Origin of the sequence: Pedobacter sp. Leaf250 (genome assembly GCF_920984735.1) — a bacterium.
In the GTDB taxonomy this organism is placed as follows: Bacteria; Bacteroidota; Bacteroidia; order Sphingobacteriales; family Sphingobacteriaceae; genus Pedobacter.
The window spans coordinates 44,630-62,098 of the sequence record NZ_CAKLBU010000025.1 but is presented as its reverse complement, the minus strand read 5'-3'; the positions used below and the strand labels follow the sequence as shown (position 1 = coordinate 62,098).

The following is a 17,469-nucleotide window of genomic DNA, read 5'->3' as shown; positions in this document are numbered from 1 at the left end:
GGGCTAAACCTTTTTTACGGTATAACTCAAAGTTTACCTAGCCTCGAATGGCCTCACACGAACAGTCAATATATTTTGCATAACAACAATATAATGACCTTTTTAAAATTCTCAGTAAAAATAAAAGCCCCGATTTGTTCGGAGCTTTTAGATTATAACGATAGAGAGAAATTATTTTTTGCTTTTAACATATTTTTCCAGCCATTGATCTTCTTCCCAAAGGGTGTGAAGAATATTTTCTTTACCACGGTAGCCGTGTGCTTCGTACGGTAAAAATACAAAACGGGTAGTTCCACCAGCGCCTTTAATAGCGTTAAATAAGCGTTCGCTATTAATCGGGAAGGTTCCTGGGTTATCATCCGAATCTCCGTGGATTAATAAGATTGGTGTTTTGATTTTATCAGCGTAACTGAAAGGACTCATTTCATAATACAACTGTGGTACCTGCCAATAAGTACGTTCCTCATTTTGGAAACCAAATGGCGTTAAAGTTCGGTTGTAAGCACCGCTTCTGGCAATTCCTGCTGCAAAAAGATCGGTGTGAGCCAGTAAGTTGGCCGTCATAAAAGCACCATAACTATGTCCGCCAACTGCCATACGTTTCTTGTCGCCAACACCTAAATCAGATAGTTTTTTAATCGCTGCTTCTGCATTTAGCTTCAACTGATCAATAAAGGTATCATTAGGTTTTTTACCATCCTTGGCAACAATTGGCATTTCAGCATTATCTAAAATGGCATATCCTCTGGTTACCCAATAAATTGGAGAACCCCAGCTAATTGCAGTAAACTTATCTTTCGAACCACGAATTTGTGCTGCATCAGCTGCAGAATTAAACTCGCGTGGATAAGCCCAGATTAAAGTCGGGAGCGGACCATCCTTATCCTTATTATAACCTTTTGGTAAATATAAATCGCCCGTTAAATCTACTCCATCAGCACGTTTGTAAGATATTTTTTCTTTCGTAATACCATCCAATGAAGGGTAAGGGTTTGCAAAATCAGTTATCGGTTGATCGGCAATGCGAAGCATTAAGTTTTTAATAAAATAGTTAGGTACAAGCTTTTGGCTTTCTTTTCTGGTAAGTAAAACCAACTTATCAGGATTAATAACATCACTTACATATTCGAAAGTTCCTTCTGCACTGCGCCATATAATTTCATTCTTTTTCGAAGAAAGATCAAATTTGGCAAGGAACGGTAAATCGCCTTTTTCAGATGAACCAATTGGATTGTTCATCAATAATTTTGTTCCGTTATCTACAGTTTTGATTACCTGGCGGCCGTATTTATTTTTAACAGTAACAGGCGATCCCGGATTGCCATAAGCATCGGTTTGGTTTCGGCTATACAATTCCTCAACAGCGCCGGTACTAGGATTGTATCTGCTCACTTTGGAGGTTTGTTTGCTCCTTAAGCCTTCCATAATTAAGGCCAAATTGGCATCGCCCCATTGAACGCCACGGTAGCGGGTTTGCGTTTTAAATAATTCCTTTTCCGATCCTGTAAATGGGGCACTTAGCGCATAAACGGCATCGTGAAAAGGAACATTCTTTTTAATTAAGCCACTATCAAGTGGTTTTGCCCAAACAATGGTTGCAGGTTCATCATCCCTCCAATCAAAACCCCGGGCTACATTCTGTGTATTATCATATCCTGATGGAGTTCCTTCTGATGAAGGTAATTCAGCAATAACCTTAACGGGTTTTCCTGCCAAATCTGTAATGGCTACGGTTGATGGAAAACCAAAAGCCGAAACCAGGTAAGAGAATGGTTTTCGAATGGTTTCTACCATCATGAAATTTTTATCAGGAGAAATATTTACTCTTTGATAGATGGCTGGTTTGCCGATTGGTGTTTCTACTCCGGCTGTATTTTTAACCAATTGAGAAGTGGCAAAAAACTCAAATAATTGCTCATCAAATGGCGATTTAATCAAATCCTGATAAGTAGCACTCGGAGCGGCTTTACCTAAATTTTGTTGAATGGTTGGTCCTTTAGGCATTAAAGGTTTAGTTGGTGCCGCACTGGCAGGTTTTGTAACGGTGCGATAAATAATTGTATTATCATTTAACCAGGTTAAACCACTTCCTAAAACAACATTTAAAAATGCCTTATTTGTTTTTGTTGCTTTTTTAGTCGCAATGTCAATCACATATAAATCGACTCCCTTTTGTGTTGTATTAGTAAATGCAATTTTATTCTCTGATGGATTCCAACTGATGTTGCCAGCATATAAAGGACTTGGCAAACCGACAACCTGAAAAGTTTGGTTAGATTTAATATTTTTCAGACTAAAATTGTTGATAAAATTTTGTCTGCTTGGCGAATAATTATTCGGGTTTAACCTTAATCCTGCAATGCGATATTCGGGCATAGCCAATTCTTCTACTGAAGGATAGGAATTTCTTTCACTGAATAAAATCCATTCAGCCTTTTCATCTATACTTACGCTAGGGGTAGGTTTCGCTAATAATAAATCGGCTATTTCTTTTGGTGGTGTTTGATAGCTGATGGCGTCTTGAGCCGTTGTATTGATAGAAAAAGATACACCTGCTATTAAAAAATAAAATCGTAGTTTTTTAATCATCTTCCTTTGTTTTAATTGAAATATGGGAAGATCAAATATTGGAAAATTTAATTTTACTATGCGTAACTTCTTATTTACAAGGCTATTTTATTGCACTATTTTGGATATTGGTTTTGAATAGATTCTATTGAATTTTTTATGATTACTTTTAGGATATCTAAATCAATATCATCTAATTTTTTTACGTAAACACAGGCTTTGCCGGTTTTATGTTTTCCAAATTTTAATAGGAGTTCTTCTTTGTCTTTAAAATCAGTAGCAAAGTATAATGATACAGCATCTTTACGGGGAGAAAAACCAACTAGCGGCGCATCTCCCTCTCTACCACTTTCGTATTGATAATGGTAGCTGCCAAAGCCAATAATTGCAGTTCCCCACATTTTAGCCTCAAAACCTGTTGTTTTACTCATAATATTACAGAGTGAGATACTATCTCGTTTTTTAACTTCATTTTCAATAGTATCCAAAAAGTCATTAACGTTAGAATCGTTTTCCGTTGTTTTATTTTGCGCCATTACCTGATAAAATTTATAGATAAACTTAAATAAAGAATTTTTAAAATAATTTATCGCTTCAAATAATCTTAAAAAAATCATTTACGTATGCATGAATTGACATAACATAACTTCCGTGATTTTGACCTTATATGAAATGGCTTACACACAGAAGAAGTTATTCAACATTCTCAAATTTCCCAGTTATTTTAGAAAAAGGAATAGCCACTTATGTTAAATAAGTGGCTTTCTAAATTTATAAAGGGGTTGCCTTTTTATGGTGTGCCTGCCCTCCGCGGATCTCCCGCTCACAGGACTTTTTGTCTTTTCTTTATGCTTAACAATTTAGCGAAATGTTAGTTTTGCAAACAAAAATAATTTTACACAAATTCATAAAAATGTTGATAACTTAAAATCGTTCAATCAAACATTAGAATATGTAGTATCGTTATTTTGTTTGCCGTACTATTATTTTAATAAACAAGAGCTATTTGATGTATAGGGCAACTATTTTATTTGTTGCAATGGTCTTTGTATTATTTTTATGGAAAAATATTTATCTTCAAAATTTCATCCCAAAAACAAGTAATGAGTGATCAAAATTACCTTTTAAGCAACGAACAGTTGTTGCAAGTTTTTAATTTAACACACACTGCCACTGCTATACACGTTTCTGAAACTGCCATTATTCAAGAAGCGAATGATGCCATGCTTAAAATTTGGGGAAAGGATAGAAGTATTATTGGTAAATCTTTGGAAAAGGCCCTGCCTGAATTAAGGGGCCAACCTTTTATTGAGATGTTTAGAAGAGTTTGGCTAGAAGGCTTAACTATTTCAGGTAAGGATACAGCGGCAGATTTATTGATAGATGGACAGCTCAAAACATTTTACTTCGATTTCGAATATAGGGCTGTAAAAGATGAAACGGGTAAAACCATTTGTATTTTACACACTGCTATTGATGTTACCGATCGCTTTTTAAAAAAGGAAGCCATAGAAAGAGCTGCCGAAAAGGAAATTGCCTTACAAAGAGAACAAGAGCTTAATGAAGAACTGGCTGCCAGCAATGAAGAGCTTTTAGCTACTAACGAAGAATTACAACAAGCCCAGGAAAAACTTTCTGTTTTAAATAACGAATTAGAGAATAGAGTTAAGAAAAGAGTTCGAGAACTGTACGAGAGCGAGGAGCGTTTTAAAACCATGGCCGAAGGCACAGATATTTTTGTGGCTGTAGGAGATGAAACTGGAAATGCCATTTATTTTAATAAACCCTGGGTAGAGTTAACAGGTAGATCAATGGAAGATTTACTTCAGTTTGGATGGGCAGATTTAATTCATCCTGAAGATAGAGATCGTTACGTTGGTATTTACCTTTCTGCATTGGAAAATCAAACAGCTTTTGCAGGAGAATTTAGAATTTTAAGCAAGAGTGGTAAATACCATTGGCTGTTGGCCAGTGGACCTCCACGACTGCATGCCGATGGTACATTCGCGGGCTATATCAGCTCTTGTATTGATATTACTGATCGGAAAAAACATCAGGAGGAATTACAAGAGCTTAATGAGGAAATGGCTGCCGCAAATGAAGAGCTTGCCGCAACTAATGAAGAACTTGCTACTGCCAACGAGGAATTGGCTCAAGCCCATAAAGAACTTATTGAATATATTAAAAAGCTTTCTGATAGCGAAGAAAAACTCTTACAAGCTATTGAAACTGGTAAAATGGGAACTTGGAGTGTTAATCCAAAAACCATGAAAATAACCATGTCTGTATTTGTAAAAGATCTGTTGGGTTTAGATAGGGATGGAGAAGTAAATGTAGAGGATGTAATGAGGGCAGTTAATTCTGATTACCATGATTTGCTTCTTAATGCTTTAGACAGTGCAATGAAAAACCATTTGTCTAGTGATATGGAGTATCCAATAAATAATCTAATTACTGGCGAAGAAAAATGGGTAAAAGCAGCCGGTAAAGTTTTCTTGGATCAATTGGGTAATCCTACTGAATACTCGGGTATATTCATGGATATCACAGAGCGTAAACTGGATGAGCTACGTAAAAATGATTTCATTGGAATGGTGAGCCACGAATTAAAAACGCCACTAACCGCTATTAATGGATTTGTTCAGGTTTTGCAAAGAAGGGCAAAAATGGCTGATGATGATTATGCCGCCAGCGCTCTTGATAAAGCTTATATCCAGGTAAGAAAAATGACGGCAATGATTAATGGTTTCCTTAATGTTTCCAGGTTGGAATCAGGTAAATTAATGATTGATAAAAAACCTTTCAGGTTAGATGAATTGTTACAGGAAACCATAGACGAATCGTTCATTTCGCCATCTACACACCATATCAGCTTCGGTACTTCCTGTGATGTGACTGTAAGCGGCGACCGGGATAAGATTGGTAATGTAATATCTAATTTATTAAGCAATGCACACAAATATTCATCAAATGGCAGCAATATCGAGGTAAGTTGTGAAGTTACTGATGACAACGTAATTGTTAGTGTAAAAGATGAAGGTATCGGAATTAATAATGATGATGCTAAAAAACTGTTCGAAAGATATTATCGTGTTCATAGCAACCACACCATTTCAGGCTTCGGTATTGGTTTATACTTAAGCGCCGAAATCATCGAAAGGCACAATGGTGAAATTTGGGTAGAGAGTGAAATAGGCAAAGGATCTGTATTTTATTTTAGCTTGCCACTGACTTAGAATTAAATAAAAAAAGGATAGGCGTTAAGCCTATCCCATATCTAAACCCAAACATGCGCTCAAACATGAATGAATTATAATTGAAACAGCAAAATAGCACATTGGTTTTAATCTCCCAAATTTATTATTTGCAAATTTCAATTGTTTTCTCATCCGGAAAGTCTTTAAAAAATGCAGATATCGCATTTTTAAATATCGGATTGCTTTGAGATATAAGTGAAAAAACTGTCATTGATGAATGCAGTTTTAAATCATCAGGATAACCAAAAATTTCGTTGGCACTTTTGTTTTTATGTTTTAACAATTCTGCTGTAATTTCCAATAACCGCTTCCCTAAAATAGGATGATCTAAAAATTCACGTGCCTCATTTAGATCTTGTAGTGCATAATATCTGGCGGTTTCGCTAAAGCCTAAACCTTTAACCTGTGGAAATATATACCACATCCAATGCGTAATTTTTTTGCCTTTTTTTATTTCCGAAAGTGCTGATTCATATTGTTTCGCTTGTGCGGCAATAAATCTTTCCAATGGCTCCATATCTAATTTAAATTAAATAAAAACCTTAATTATTTGTAATGGTTTTCATTTTTTATCATCAGAAAGATATCTACGTAGTCATAAAACTACAGCCTGTAATTCAATATTTGGCTTAGGGTTTGCTTCCAATCCGTAAAAATTCTAAATGGACTACTCAAGCAATACTTTATTTAAATGTGTAATCATTGATGATGATCAACTAAGCATCGATGTTCTCGAAAATTTTATTAATCAAATACCAGATCTGCATATCTCAAAAACCTTTACCGATCCAGCACAAGCCATTATCGATATTTCGGAAAATGATCATATCGACTTTTTATTTTTAGACATAAAAATGAATATTTCAGGATTGGATGTTGCAAAATTGCTTCGCGATAAAGTACGGTTTATATTCTTTGTAACCTCGTACGATCAATATGCCCTGGATGCCTTTGGTGCTAATGGCGATAAATTTTTGGTAAAGCCAGTTGTATTTCAAAAACTCCAGACTGCAATTAATGAAGTGCTACATCGTGAAAACAAGCAAAAAGGCTATACCGTAAGCTAGCCAATTTTTTATAGTTTACAATAAAACAATTTTCATTTTTAATGATTGTAAGAAAGGTTTCTCTATAAATTATAGTTAGATAACTGTGTATTTATATCCTAAAATATTACATGATTAAATGAGTGTAAAAACTACAAAAAAAAGAATTGCTATACTTGGAGGTGGTCCTTGTGGAATGTTTATATACAAAAGACTTATCGAATCGGGTTTGAAAAATCTGGAGATCGAGATTTTTGAAAGAAAAGCTCATTTAGGCTCAGGTATGCCGTATAGTTCAGAAGGAGCAGAAAAAGAACATATAACCAATGTATCTGATAACGAAATTCCAGTCATCTTTAACTCTATTGAAGATTGGATTAAAACTGCACCAGAAAGTACTTTGAAAGAATTCGACATCGATTCTGTTAAATTTAATGAGTATAAAGTTTTACCGCGTTTATTTTTTGGTGAGTACCTTTCGGCACAATTTGATCTATTAATAAAAGAAGCTGCCAGGAAATCGATTACAACCAAAGTGCATTTAAATACCAATGTAACTGATGTTTTTGATGATAAAAAAGCTGGAACGGTTAAGGTAATGATTGAAGGGAAAGATGAATTGATTTTTAACGAAATTATGATTTGCACCGGGCACAACTGGCCAAAAAAATACGAAGGTAAAATTCCCAATTATTTCGATTCTCCATATCCACCTAAAAAGTTAGCAAAACAATATAATCATCCTATAGCACTTAAAGGCTCTTCGCTTACCGCTGTTGATGCTGTTCGAACACTTGCCCGTAATAATGGCAATTTTACCCAAAAGGAAGATGGCACTTATTTGTTTAAGCTTGATCCTAAAAGCAGTGAGTTTAAAATCGTAATGCACTCTCGTAATGGCTTACTGCCCGCGATAAGATTTCATTTAGAAGATAGTCATTTAGGAAAAGAAACCACACTTAGCAAAAATGAAATTCAAAAGTGTGTAAAAGAAAATGGTGGTTTTATTTCTTTGGATTTTGTATTTGAAAAGAATTTTAAAGAACAATTTAAAGAAAAGGAACCCAAGTTTTACGAGCGGATAAAAGATATGGATCTCGAAACTTTCGTAAATGCAATGATGGATTATCGGGAAAAATTGCCGCCTTTTGATTTATTCAAAAAAGAATATGCAGAAGCCGAAAAATCGATAGAAAAGAGAGAATCAATTTATTGGAAAGAAGTGTTGGCGGTATTAAGTTTTGCTATGAATTATCCGGCTAAATATCTTCCGGCAGAGGATATGATCAGGCTACAAAAAGTGTTGATGCCCCTAATTTCGATTGTAATTGCATTTGTGCCTCAAAGTTCTTGTCGAGATTTAATGGCGCTACATGATGCCGGGGTTTTGGATATTGTTTCAGTAGGAGAAGATAGCCGTGTAGAGCCTAATCCAGATGGTGGAGCTACATACTATTATGAGGATGAAGACGGGAAGGAAATATCCAAAAGTTACGAAATGTTTGTCGATTGTGTAGGCCAGCCTCATCTATCATTTGATGATTTTCCTTTTAAAGGCTTGATTAATGATGGAACGATAAGCCCGGCAACCTTGCAATTTAAGGATGCAGAAAAGGGGAAGTTGGAATTTGAAAAGAAAAACAAATTAGTAAAACAGACTGCAGAAGGGAATTATGATTTAAGTGTTCCTGGAATTACCATTAACGATTACTTCCAGGTGGTTGATAAAAATGGCGATGCAAATGAGCGTATTTTTATTTTAGCAGTGCCTTATATTGGTGGTTACAATCCAGATTATTCAGGAATTGATTTCTGCGAAGCCGCTTCTGAACAAGTAATGATGAAAATAAATGCATAAAAAAAACCGAGGGATTTGCCTCGGTTTTTCTTTTTGAAATAATTAAACTTATTTCATTCCATCTTTAATTTTATTTATCATCGTTAAATGGGTTTGTACCACGGGTGCAGTCTTAGTAGCAAATGCTTTTAATTCTGCATCCATTCCAGTTTTCGATTCATCTTCCATTAATTTTAATGTCGATTTATGCCCATCTATCATAGCATCAACATAAGCTTTATCAAAATCAGCTCCTGATTTTTTGCTCAAATCGTCCATTTTGCTTTTGTGGTCCTCATCAACTGTAGATGGTAAAGTAATGTTTTTTGCTGCGGCAATTTCCATTAATTCAGTATTGGCCATTCCATGATCGTTAACCATCATTGTAGCAAATTCTTTTACCTGAGCATTGCTGCTTTTTTGTAAGGCAAGTTTACCCAATTCAACCTCTGCCATACCACCAACGGCAGCTTCTGTTGCAAATTTAGCATCATCATTATCAACGGCAATTCCACCGGTTGCAGCCGCATTTGTGGTGGTGTCTTTGCTCATGTTTAGGCTATCAGCTGTTTCTTTGGCGTCTTTGTCTCCACCGCCACATGCTTGAAATGCCAGGGCCGAAACTGAAACGGCCATTAAATAAATTAACTTTTTCATATTATTGGTTTTTGTTGTTAACTAATAACATGTTTTATTCAGAAAGGTTTAGCAGATAGAATATGAAGGAGTAAAGACATTAAATTTTGTCCAATTTGAAATAACCTAAATGAATTTCATCGTCAGGAAGAGAAGAATCAGGTGTAATTTCAATATGATATTTTTCTTTGTGCTGTGGGCTTAAGATATCCTCAACACGATAAATATCATCAATATCGATTCCATACTTTTCATCAATGTGCGAATTTGCGCCTTTTACAGAATTGGTTTTAAAAAAAACTGTTTTTTTGGCATCTTGAATGGCCGAAGCACGATCATCTTTTACACCTAAAACAATGTAATGCTGTTCTTCTAATTTGCCCGATTGATAGCCGCCAAGGTTAATGAAAAATAATTTATGTGGAGAAGAAATGTGCGCATCATTACGAAGTTTAACGTTGATTTGATAGCCATCTACCTGATTCACCTCACGCCACCCATCAATATGAATACTGGTGCCGGCTTCAGGCCAAAATGCTTTAATGTCGGGCACAAGTTCTTTAAGTGAATTTGCAATTCCGAAGAAGTAATCGTGCTGCTCAACATTTCTCTTGGGTGCTTTTGAGCCCAAAAGTAACATGTATAATTTGGGATTTCCGTTTTCTGATAACTGGTTGTTCATATTGCTAAATTATAAATACTATAACCCGCAAACACTGTTATCGTTTTGATAAATGTTATTTTATCAACGGAAGCTACTTAATGGATTTGATTTGGTTAATCTCTATTTTCAAATCTTTAATCTGTTCTTGCGCTTGCCTATTTTCGAGATAAAAGTAAATGGCAAAACCTAAAAATATCTTTCCTAAAACAAAAACAGCAGCAAAAACCCAGCGCCATGCTTTACTAATGCGCATTTGGTTCGTTTCTGATTCAACTTCTATATAACGGTCTTGCTTAACTTTTTCTTGTTCTGCCTGTTTGTATCTACTCTCTGTTTCAGTAAAGCGCTCCAAATTTTGTTCACGAAGTTTAATCTCGTTAACCTCCTGTTCAATTTTTGATAATATGCCTGAAGGGGGAGGAACAGCCATACTTTGCGCCAGAATTTCCATATCCACTTCTAATTTTGTTAAAGCATCGGCAAATTCTGGAAACTGTTTTTTTGCCCACAAAACCTGTTGAATTTCAGTATCAGTTGCCACGCCCATTACATAGGTTTCCATTAGGCCGCTATCTATCAATTGTTTAATTTCCACGAGCTTTCCTGATTTTATCTATTGATGATTTCAATTGGGTACGCAATGTATTCTCATTCTTGTTAAGCAAATCTGCAAGTTGGGCGATTGATTTACCCTGATAGTAAACTGCCTGGAAAACATCCCGCTCTTCTCGATCTAATAGGTTTAAATTATCATTTGTAGAATTGCCAATAATTATTTCTGCATTACCAATAGGGTAGAATTCAATTAATTTATATCGGGCAAATTGCCTCAACTCTAACCAGGAGGCAGCTTTGCCATTGGTTTCCAACGCAAATTCAGATATAATTTTTATTAAAAATTCTTCCGACCTTTTTTGATCTTGAACAGAACCTCTTATAAAACCCAACAGCATTCCAGCATATTTATCATATAACTGACGAATATCTTTCAGATTATCCTTCGAGATGTTTAAAGCAACTTCAGACATTTATTAACGGGAGTGATTAAATATAATTGCAAGATAACTGCAAAAATTTAAAATACTTTTACGCATCGGCAAAAATAAAACAATTTTAAGCCGATTATTTTTTTTTGAGTTCAAATCATCGAAATTTTAATCTGGTTTTAACTTGCAGAGAATTATATGTTCCTTAATTTAGCTTTCCAATATTTCTAATGATGAGAATAGCAACCTACAATGTAAACGGCGTAAATGGGCGCTTACCAGTTTTATTAAAATGGCTTGAAGAAACCCAGCCCGACGTTGTTTGTTTGCAGGAACTAAAAGCACCTGATGAAAAGTTTCCGGAACAAGCTATTCTTGATGCAGGTTACAATGCCATTTGGCATGGTCAAAAAAGCTGGAATGGTGTAGCTATTCTTTCTCGTGGCCATGAAATAAAAGAACTTAAACGTGGTTTATCTGGCGACCCTGAAGATTTGCACAGCCGATATATTGAAGCCATGGTAAATGGTGTTGTGGTAGGTTGTTTGTATCTACCCAATGGAAATCCTGCACCTGGGCCAAAATTGGAATATAAGCTGGCCTGGATTAAAAGGTTAACACAACATGCAGCCAAACTTCTAGAATATAATTTACCTGTTGTTTTAGCTGGCGATTATAATGTAATGCCAACCGAATTGGATGTTTACAAGCCTGAACGATGGGTTGATGATGCACTTTTTAGACCAGAAGTGCGTAAAGCATTTCATGATTTGGTTGCTCAAGGCTGGACAGATGCGATTAGAAAATTATACCCAAACGATGTGATTTATACTTTTTTTGATTATTTCAGAAATGCTTATGGAAGAAATGCCGGCTTAAGAATTGATCATTTTTTGATGAGCCCGGAATTAGAAGGAAGACTTTTAAATGCTGGTGTAGATAGGCACGTTCGTGGCTGGGAAAAAACAAGTGATCACTGTCCTGTTTGGATAGAAATCAGTGATGCTGAAGTTTAAATTTCTGATTATTATTTACGAATCTTAATTTTTTAAAAATCTTTTTAAAATTTGGCTACCTTTGCCATGCTTTTGGTTTTCGGTTAACACCCGGAATTAAAAGGGAATTTGGTGTAAATCCAAAACTGTCCCGCAGCTGTAAGCTCCATAAACGGATTTCTATTCTTAAAGCCACTGTTTTGCAATTGCAAAATGGGAAGGCAAGAAACCCGGGAGTAAGTCAGAAGACCTGCCTCTTGCAATATTTCATAGCTTTCGGGGATTGAAGCTAGAGATGAGGTACTTTCGGTATTCCGTATTTTCATTTCTTGTAATTCTGTTTGCTGTGGGGATTTAAACTCACAACAAAATGTTTAGGTTTTTACATGCCTTCAAGGGCGTAAAATATTATCTTTTCGTATCGTTCATATTATGGACAAGCATTCTTGTGCCTAAGTTTGCCCTGGCACAAACCGATTCGTTAAAAGCCAATAATTTAAAGGAAATAAAAATTACGCAAAAGCGAAGTTCTTTGCAAAACCTTTCTCCTACACCACTTCAAATATTAAACGGAACTGCACTTAAAAAACTAAACTCATTATCAGTCGCTGATGCAATAAGATACTTTTCTGGTGTTCAGCTTAAAGATTATGGTGGCATTGGCGGCTTAAAAACCATTAACGTTCGCAGTATGGGCACTAACCATACCGCGGTATTTTACGATGGGGTTCAATTGGGCAATGCACAAAACGGACAGGTAGATTTGGGCAAGTTCTCACTTGATAACATTGAGGAAATTTCGTTGTATAGTGGTCAAAAAAGTGAATTATTGATGCCTGCTAAAGCGTTTGCATCGGCAAGCTCCTTATATTTAAAATCTATTGTTCCAACGTTTGAAGCTAATCAAAACAGAAATTTTAGAATCGCTTTAAAAACAGGATCCTTTGGTTTAATTGATCCATCAGTTACTTATAACCAACGTTTAAATCATAAGCTTTCAGTAAGCTTAAATGCTGAATTGATTAACGCAAACGGAAAATATAAATACCGCTATACCAATAGTGTTTATGATACCACTGTTGTAAGGCATAATGCCGACATCTTTGCAAAACGTATTGAAGGAGGCTTATACGGTACAACTGCTGATAGCAGCATTTGGCAATTAAAGTTATATAATTACAACAGCGAAAGGGGAGTGCCTGGCGCTATCGTTGCCAACAGATTCGAATTTCCTCAACGCCAGTGGGACGATAATTTTTTTGTTCAATCTTCATATCAAAACAACTTCAATAAAAAGCTCCAGTTTCTGGTAAATGCTAAATATGCTTATGATTTTACGAGATATCTCGATCCGGAAAGAGTTTCGCTTTCAGGCGCTTTAGATAATCGCTACGCCCATCAAGAACTTTATTTATCCTTTGCCAGTCAGTACCATTTAACCAAATATTGGGATCTTTCTTTATCAACCGATTATACCTTTCAAAAGCTCGATGCGAATTTGGAAAATTTTGCCTATCCGGAAAGGCAAACCGGTTTAATTGCTTTTGCTACAAAATTGAGCTGGCAACGATTTAGTATCCAGGGAAATATTTTGACAACTTTAGTGGCTGATCGGGTAAAAAATAACTCGCCCGCCGGGGATAAAGCCGAATATACGCCAACATTAATGGCTTCCTGGCAGCCCTTCGCAAAGGATAACTTGAGGTTGAGGGCATTCTACAAATCCATTTTCAGGATGCCAACTTTTAACGATTTGTATTATACGTTTATAGGCAATAGCAAGTTAAATCCCGAATACACTACCCAATACGACTTTGGTTTTACTTATTCTAAATCTTTTGAACGCAAGAGACTAACCAATATTTCCATCCAGGCAGATGCCTATTACAGCGCTGTTCGCGATAAAATTATCGCTATTCCTACACTAACATTATTCCGTTGGACGATGGTAAATTTAGGTAAGGTAGAAGTTAAGGGATTAGAAACCAATATTCAAAGCAATTGGGTTATTGATCAGGTTCAAGTAATTGCAAAAGCTAATTATACTTATGAAAGAGCTTTGGATGTTACACCAAGAAGTGAAGTTTTTGGTCAGCAAATTCCCTATATCCCAATAAACAGCGGTTCGATTACTTTCGGAGTTGATTACAAAAATTTCGGCTTTAATTACAGTTATATCTACACCGGAGAGCGCTACAGCCAGAAAGCAAATATCCCGGTTAATTATGTGGAACCCTGGTATACACATGATTTGGCACTTCGCTATTCTTTTACAGTCGCTAAGATAAATTATAGTATTGCCACTGAAATGAACAACGTTTTCAACCAATATTATGATGTGGTACTCAATTATCCCATGCCTGGAAGAAATTTCAGAATTACATTAATTACCAAATTTAATTAACATATAAAATGAAAAAATCTCTATCCATTAAACTAATCACAGCAGTTTGTCTGTCAACAATTTTATGGTCTTGCCGGAAAGATAAGGGCGTTACTCCTGAAGAACAAATTCAGCTACCCGGGCAAGGCATTACTGCCGTAAATGGCCTTTACGTTTTGAACGAAGGCAACTGGGGTTCAAACAAATCATCAATCGATTACTATGATTATGCAACAGGTGTTTACCGAAGAAATATTTACGGACAAGCAAATCCTGGGGCAACATTAGGTTTAGGCGATGTGGGCAATGATATTAAAATTTATGGCTCAAAACTTTACGTAATCGTAAACGGATCAGGAAAATTGGAAATCCTTGATGTTAAAACTGCAAAAAAATTAAGTCAGGTAGATATTTCAAATTGTAGATACGTTACTTTTCATAAAAACAAGGCATATGTAACGGCTTACGATGGTTATGTGGCGGTTATCGATACAGCAAGTTATAAAATAGACGCAAAAATAACAGTAGGCAGACAGCCAGAGGAAATGGCTGTAGTTGGCGAGAAGCTATACGTGGCCAATTCTGGAGGGTATTCCAGTAGCAATTACGAACGTACACTTTCGGTAATTGATTTAGCTACCAATAAGGAAGCAAAACGTATTGATGTTGCCATTAACCTCCACCGCTTAAAAGCCGATCAGTATGGCGATTTGTATGTAACCTCACGCGGAAATTATGGAGATATAAAATCAAACCTTTACGTAATTGATACCAAAACCGAAGCAGTAAAAAAGAAGTTCGATATCGAAGCCAGCAATTTAGTAATCGATAAAGATTTTGCTTATATCATTAGTACAGCTTGGAGCAATACCACAATGTCGACAGTGGTTTCATATTCAAAAATCAATGTGAAGGATGAAAGCATTGCCGCAGGCGGATTTATAACTGATGGAACACAAAAAGAAATAGTAATGCCTTATGGTATTGCCGTTGATCCCATTTCATCAGATATCTACATCACCGATGCAAAAGATTATGTAACACCTGGAACTTTATATCTTTTCGATAAAACAGGCAAAAAGAAGTTTTCTGTTGCCACAGGCGATATTCCTGCTCACCTGGTATTCTACACTAAATAATTAACAATCAATATAAAATAATGAAAATTAACAATTACTTCGTCGCATTACTAACAATTGCATCGCTATTATTTGGCTGCAAAAAGGATTCTGAAAATGCTCCTGACGGCAAGATGGGCATTACAGAAAATGCCATAACCGGAAAAGTAAATACCAGAACAGAACTTTATGCAGTTACTAATGATGGAAGAGGTTTTCAGCACGAATGGAAACTTGATGGGAAAGTAGTTAGTACAGCTTATAATTTTGGCTTTGTTCCTACAACTGCAGGCACATACATAATCGAATATAAAGGTTATAACAGCGCAGGCAGTTTTAACCATACCTACACTGTTACCGTTCCAATACCTGTAGTGGCTGCAACGCCTAACAGCAGCAAATTTATTTACAAAGTTTTTGAATATGTTCCGGCGCCCGGGCAGCACATTAATAATGCAAGTTTGGGTTCTCCAGAACAAGCGCAGAAATTGGTAGGAAGCATTAATAATCTGGTTTCTTTGGGAGGTTTCGGTGGATACATCGTTTTCGGTTTCGACCACTCTGTTGTAAATCAAACTGGTGCTGATTTAGCTATATATGGAAATCCGCTTGGGCCACCTTATGCTTTTGCCGAACCAGGAATTGTGATGGTTAGCCAAGATAAAAATGGCAACGGTTTACCTGATGATGAATGGTTTGAGTTGGCCGGTAGTGAATATGCAAAAACAACTACCATTAAAAATTACGAGATCACGTACACCAATCCAAAAGCTGCGGCAAATGTTGCATGGACAGATAATCAAGGAAATAGCGGTTTTGTAAATAATAGTGCAAAACGAATAAATTTCTTCCCATTGTTTACTGCCAATCAGGACAAATTAACTTTTAAAGGAACATTATTGCCATCAACATTAAGCACATCTGGTATTGTTACCAATGCTGCTTTTGATTGGGGATATGCCGATAGTTATTCAACCGGAGATGATTACAAAACCAACCTTTACAATGGTTTTGATATTTCATGGGCGGTTGATTCAACAGGGAAAAAGGTAAGCTTAAATACAATTGATTTTGTAAAAGTTTACACTGCACAGAATGTAAATGCTGGTATTTTAGGCGAAATATCTACCGATGTTAAAGGGGCAACAGATTTGAATATAAAATAATTTTTTTTACGCTTCTCACAATTGGCAAAGCTCTTCATTTGGAAACATTTGAGGAGCTTTTGCTTTTGTGAGCTAAGTAGTTCTTTTCAATCTGCAATCATTTGCTATTTTTACAAGATCCATCATGATGAAAAAAAATAGCAGCTGCGATCTTCAAACTTGTTTCATGTGTCGGCATACCTTGCCCGAATGGCATGCCGCAATAAATAGCCATAAACGAAATTTTATTGCAAAAAGAGGCGAGGTTATCATAAATGAAGGCGATCCTGTTACAGGAGTTTATTTTGTTACTTCCGGAAATGTAAAAGTTCATAAACACTGGGGCGATAAAGAATTGATTTTGCGTTTTGCAAATGAAGGAGCGATTTTGGGACATCGTGGTATAAGTTCGGTAAATTCGGTTTATCCAATTTCGGCTACGGCTTTAGAAACTACATCGCTTTGTTATGTAGATATCGAATTTTTTAAAACCACATTAAAAGTTAACCACGATTTTGCTTACAGTTTATTGATGTTTTACGCAGATGAACTTCAATCTTCGGAGAAAAAAATGCGTGAGCTGGCTTTAATGTCGGTAAAAAGCAGGTTAGCCGTTACAATTTTAAATCTTCGAGATCAATTCGGCTTAAATGAAGAAGGTTTTTTAAATCTCGCGTTGAGTCGTCAGGATCTTGCGGCTTACACGGGCGCTACCTATGAAACTGTTTTTAGAACCATGAATGAACTTTTGGCCGAAAAACTTATCCACTTAAAAGATAAAATGATCGGAATTTTGGATGAAACTGGATTGGTAGATTTAAGTAATAAATAATT

The 17,469-nt window shown here is 35.9% G+C and carries 15 protein-coding genes and 1 riboswitch; of the genes, 8 read left to right on the top strand and 7 right to left on the bottom strand.

The window, feature by feature from the left end; genetic code table 11:
- Positions 1–171 precede the first annotated feature (171 nt).
- Together LUA91_RS18365 and LUA91_RS18360 are read right to left on the bottom strand one after the other, a co-directional pair.
- Positions 172–2,589 (bottom strand): S9 family peptidase, encoded by a 2,418-nt coding sequence (locus LUA91_RS18365; protein ID WP_231427567.1) that lies wholly within the window; start codon positions 2,587–2,589, stop codon positions 172–174.
- Between the two features lie 95 nt (positions 2,590–2,684).
- Positions 2,685–3,104 carry a DUF1801 domain-containing protein gene (locus LUA91_RS18360; protein ID WP_231427566.1) on the bottom strand — a complete coding sequence of 140 codons (420 nt, stop codon included), beginning with the start codon at positions 3,102–3,104 and terminating at the stop codon, positions 2,685–2,687.
- Positions 3,105–3,671: 567 nt separating this feature from the next.
- Between LUA91_RS18360 and LUA91_RS18355 the strand changes: the two genes are divergently transcribed.
- Positions 3,672–5,804 (top strand): PAS domain S-box protein, encoded by a 2,133-nt coding sequence (locus LUA91_RS18355; protein WP_231427565.1) that lies wholly within the window; start codon positions 3,672–3,674, stop codon positions 5,802–5,804.
- A gap of 124 nt (positions 5,805–5,928) precedes the next feature.
- Here the strand turns inward: LUA91_RS18355 and LUA91_RS18350 are convergent, their stop codons facing one another.
- A complete protein-coding gene (locus LUA91_RS18350; protein ID WP_231427564.1) occupies positions 5,929–6,342 on the bottom strand; it encodes a DUF1810 domain-containing protein in 414 nt (137 codons plus the stop codon).
- Between the two features lie 145 nt (positions 6,343–6,487).
- Between LUA91_RS18350 and LUA91_RS18345 the strand changes: the two genes are divergently transcribed.
- On the top strand, positions 6,488–6,892 hold the full coding sequence (locus LUA91_RS18345) for a LytTR family DNA-binding domain-containing protein (RefSeq protein ID WP_231427563.1): 405 nt from the start codon (positions 6,488–6,490) through the stop codon (positions 6,890–6,892).
- A gap of 118 nt (positions 6,893–7,010) precedes the next feature.
- Complete coding sequence (locus LUA91_RS18340; protein ID WP_231427562.1) at positions 7,011–8,729, top strand: FAD/NAD(P)-binding protein; 1,719 nt, start codon at positions 7,011–7,013, stop codon at positions 8,727–8,729.
- A 48-nt stretch (positions 8,730–8,777) separates the two neighbouring features.
- On the opposite strand, the gene LUA91_RS18335 is transcribed toward LUA91_RS18340, so the two are convergent.
- From LUA91_RS18335 to LUA91_RS18320, 4 genes are all read right to left on the bottom strand, one after another.
- Positions 8,778–9,365 carry a DUF4142 domain-containing protein gene (locus tag LUA91_RS18335; protein ID WP_231427561.1) on the bottom strand — a complete coding sequence of 196 codons (588 nt, stop codon included), beginning with the start codon at positions 9,363–9,365 and terminating at the stop codon, positions 8,778–8,780.
- 79 nt (positions 9,366–9,444) lie between these two features.
- The gene (locus LUA91_RS18330) at positions 9,445–10,026 is read right to left on the bottom strand and encodes a DUF1543 domain-containing protein (RefSeq protein WP_231427560.1); all 582 of its coding nucleotides are present in this window, start codon (positions 10,024–10,026) and stop codon (positions 9,445–9,447) included.
- Positions 10,027–10,099: 73 nt separating this feature from the next.
- The gene (locus tag LUA91_RS18325) at positions 10,100–10,603 is read right to left on the bottom strand and encodes a hypothetical protein (protein WP_231427559.1); all 504 of its coding nucleotides are present in this window, start codon (positions 10,601–10,603) and stop codon (positions 10,100–10,102) included.
- Positions 10,593–11,036, bottom strand: a complete 444-nt coding sequence (locus LUA91_RS18320; RefSeq protein ID WP_231427558.1) for an RNA polymerase sigma factor — start codon at positions 11,034–11,036, stop codon at positions 10,593–10,595. The genes LUA91_RS18325 and LUA91_RS18320 overlap by 11 nt, the downstream gene beginning before the upstream one ends.
- Before the next feature lie 191 nt (positions 11,037–11,227).
- Here LUA91_RS18320 and xth point away from each other — a divergent pair, with 191 nt between their 5' ends.
- The 5 genes from xth (at position 11,228) to LUA91_RS18295 (ending at position 17,467) form a co-directional block, all read left to right on the top strand.
- Positions 11,228–12,010 carry an exodeoxyribonuclease III gene (gene xth, locus LUA91_RS18315; protein WP_231427568.1) on the top strand — a complete coding sequence of 261 codons (783 nt, stop codon included), beginning with the start codon at positions 11,228–11,230 and terminating at the stop codon, positions 12,008–12,010.
- Between the two features lie 56 nt (positions 12,011–12,066).
- Positions 12,067–12,262: riboswitch (cobalamin riboswitch) on the top strand.
- Positions 12,263–12,359: 97 nt separating this feature from the next.
- On the top strand, positions 12,360–14,393 hold the full coding sequence (locus tag LUA91_RS18310; RefSeq protein ID WP_231427557.1) for a TonB-dependent siderophore receptor: 2,034 nt from the start codon (positions 12,360–12,362) through the stop codon (positions 14,391–14,393).
- Between the two features lie 8 nt (positions 14,394–14,401).
- Positions 14,402–15,511: a YncE family protein gene (locus tag LUA91_RS18305; RefSeq protein ID WP_231427556.1), complete on the top strand. Its 1,110-nt coding sequence runs from the start codon at positions 14,402–14,404 to the stop codon at positions 15,509–15,511.
- A 20-nt stretch (positions 15,512–15,531) separates the two neighbouring features.
- Positions 15,532–16,656, top strand: a complete 1,125-nt coding sequence (locus LUA91_RS18300; RefSeq protein WP_231427555.1) for a PKD domain-containing protein — start codon at positions 15,532–15,534, stop codon at positions 16,654–16,656.
- A gap of 166 nt (positions 16,657–16,822) precedes the next feature.
- Positions 16,823–17,467, top strand: a complete 645-nt coding sequence (locus tag LUA91_RS18295) for a Crp/Fnr family transcriptional regulator (protein ID WP_231427554.1) — start codon at positions 16,823–16,825, stop codon at positions 17,465–17,467.
- The last annotated feature ends 2 nt before the right edge of the window (positions 17,468–17,469 follow it).

What these genes read in the sequence shown, in the direction of transcription:
- LUA91_RS18365 (WP_231427567.1), bottom strand. Translation starts at nt 2,589, where the DNA reads ATGATTAAAAAACTACGATTTTATTTTTTAATAGCAGGTGTATCTTTT.
- LUA91_RS18360 (WP_231427566.1), bottom strand. Translation starts at nt 3,104, where the DNA reads ATGGCGCAAAATAAAACAACGGAAAACGATTCTAACGTTAATGACTTT.
- LUA91_RS18355 (WP_231427565.1), top strand. Translation starts at nt 3,672, where the DNA reads ATGAGTGATCAAAATTACCTTTTAAGCAACGAACAGTTGTTGCAAGTT.
- LUA91_RS18350 (WP_231427564.1), bottom strand. Translation starts at nt 6,342, where the DNA reads ATGGAGCCATTGGAAAGATTTATTGCCGCACAAGCGAAACAATATGAA.
- LUA91_RS18345 (WP_231427563.1), top strand. Translation starts at nt 6,488, where the DNA reads ATGGACTACTCAAGCAATACTTTATTTAAATGTGTAATCATTGATGAT.
- LUA91_RS18340 (WP_231427562.1), top strand. Translation starts at nt 7,011, where the DNA reads ATGAGTGTAAAAACTACAAAAAAAAGAATTGCTATACTTGGAGGTGGT.
- LUA91_RS18335 (WP_231427561.1), bottom strand. Translation starts at nt 9,365, where the DNA reads ATGAAAAAGTTAATTTATTTAATGGCCGTTTCAGTTTCGGCCCTGGCA.
- LUA91_RS18330 (WP_231427560.1), bottom strand. Translation starts at nt 10,026, where the DNA reads ATGAACAACCAGTTATCAGAAAACGGAAATCCCAAATTATACATGTTA.
- LUA91_RS18320 (WP_231427558.1), bottom strand. Translation starts at nt 11,036, where the DNA reads ATGTCTGAAGTTGCTTTAAACATCTCGAAGGATAATCTGAAAGATATT.
- xth (WP_231427568.1), top strand. Translation starts at nt 11,228, where the DNA reads ATGAGAATAGCAACCTACAATGTAAACGGCGTAAATGGGCGCTTACCA.
- LUA91_RS18310 (WP_231427557.1), top strand. Translation starts at nt 12,360, where the DNA reads ATGTTTAGGTTTTTACATGCCTTCAAGGGCGTAAAATATTATCTTTTC.
- LUA91_RS18305 (WP_231427556.1), top strand. Translation starts at nt 14,402, where the DNA reads ATGAAAAAATCTCTATCCATTAAACTAATCACAGCAGTTTGTCTGTCA.
- LUA91_RS18300 (WP_231427555.1), top strand. Translation starts at nt 15,532, where the DNA reads ATGAAAATTAACAATTACTTCGTCGCATTACTAACAATTGCATCGCTA.
- LUA91_RS18295 (WP_231427554.1), top strand. Translation starts at nt 16,823, where the DNA reads ATGTGTCGGCATACCTTGCCCGAATGGCATGCCGCAATAAATAGCCAT.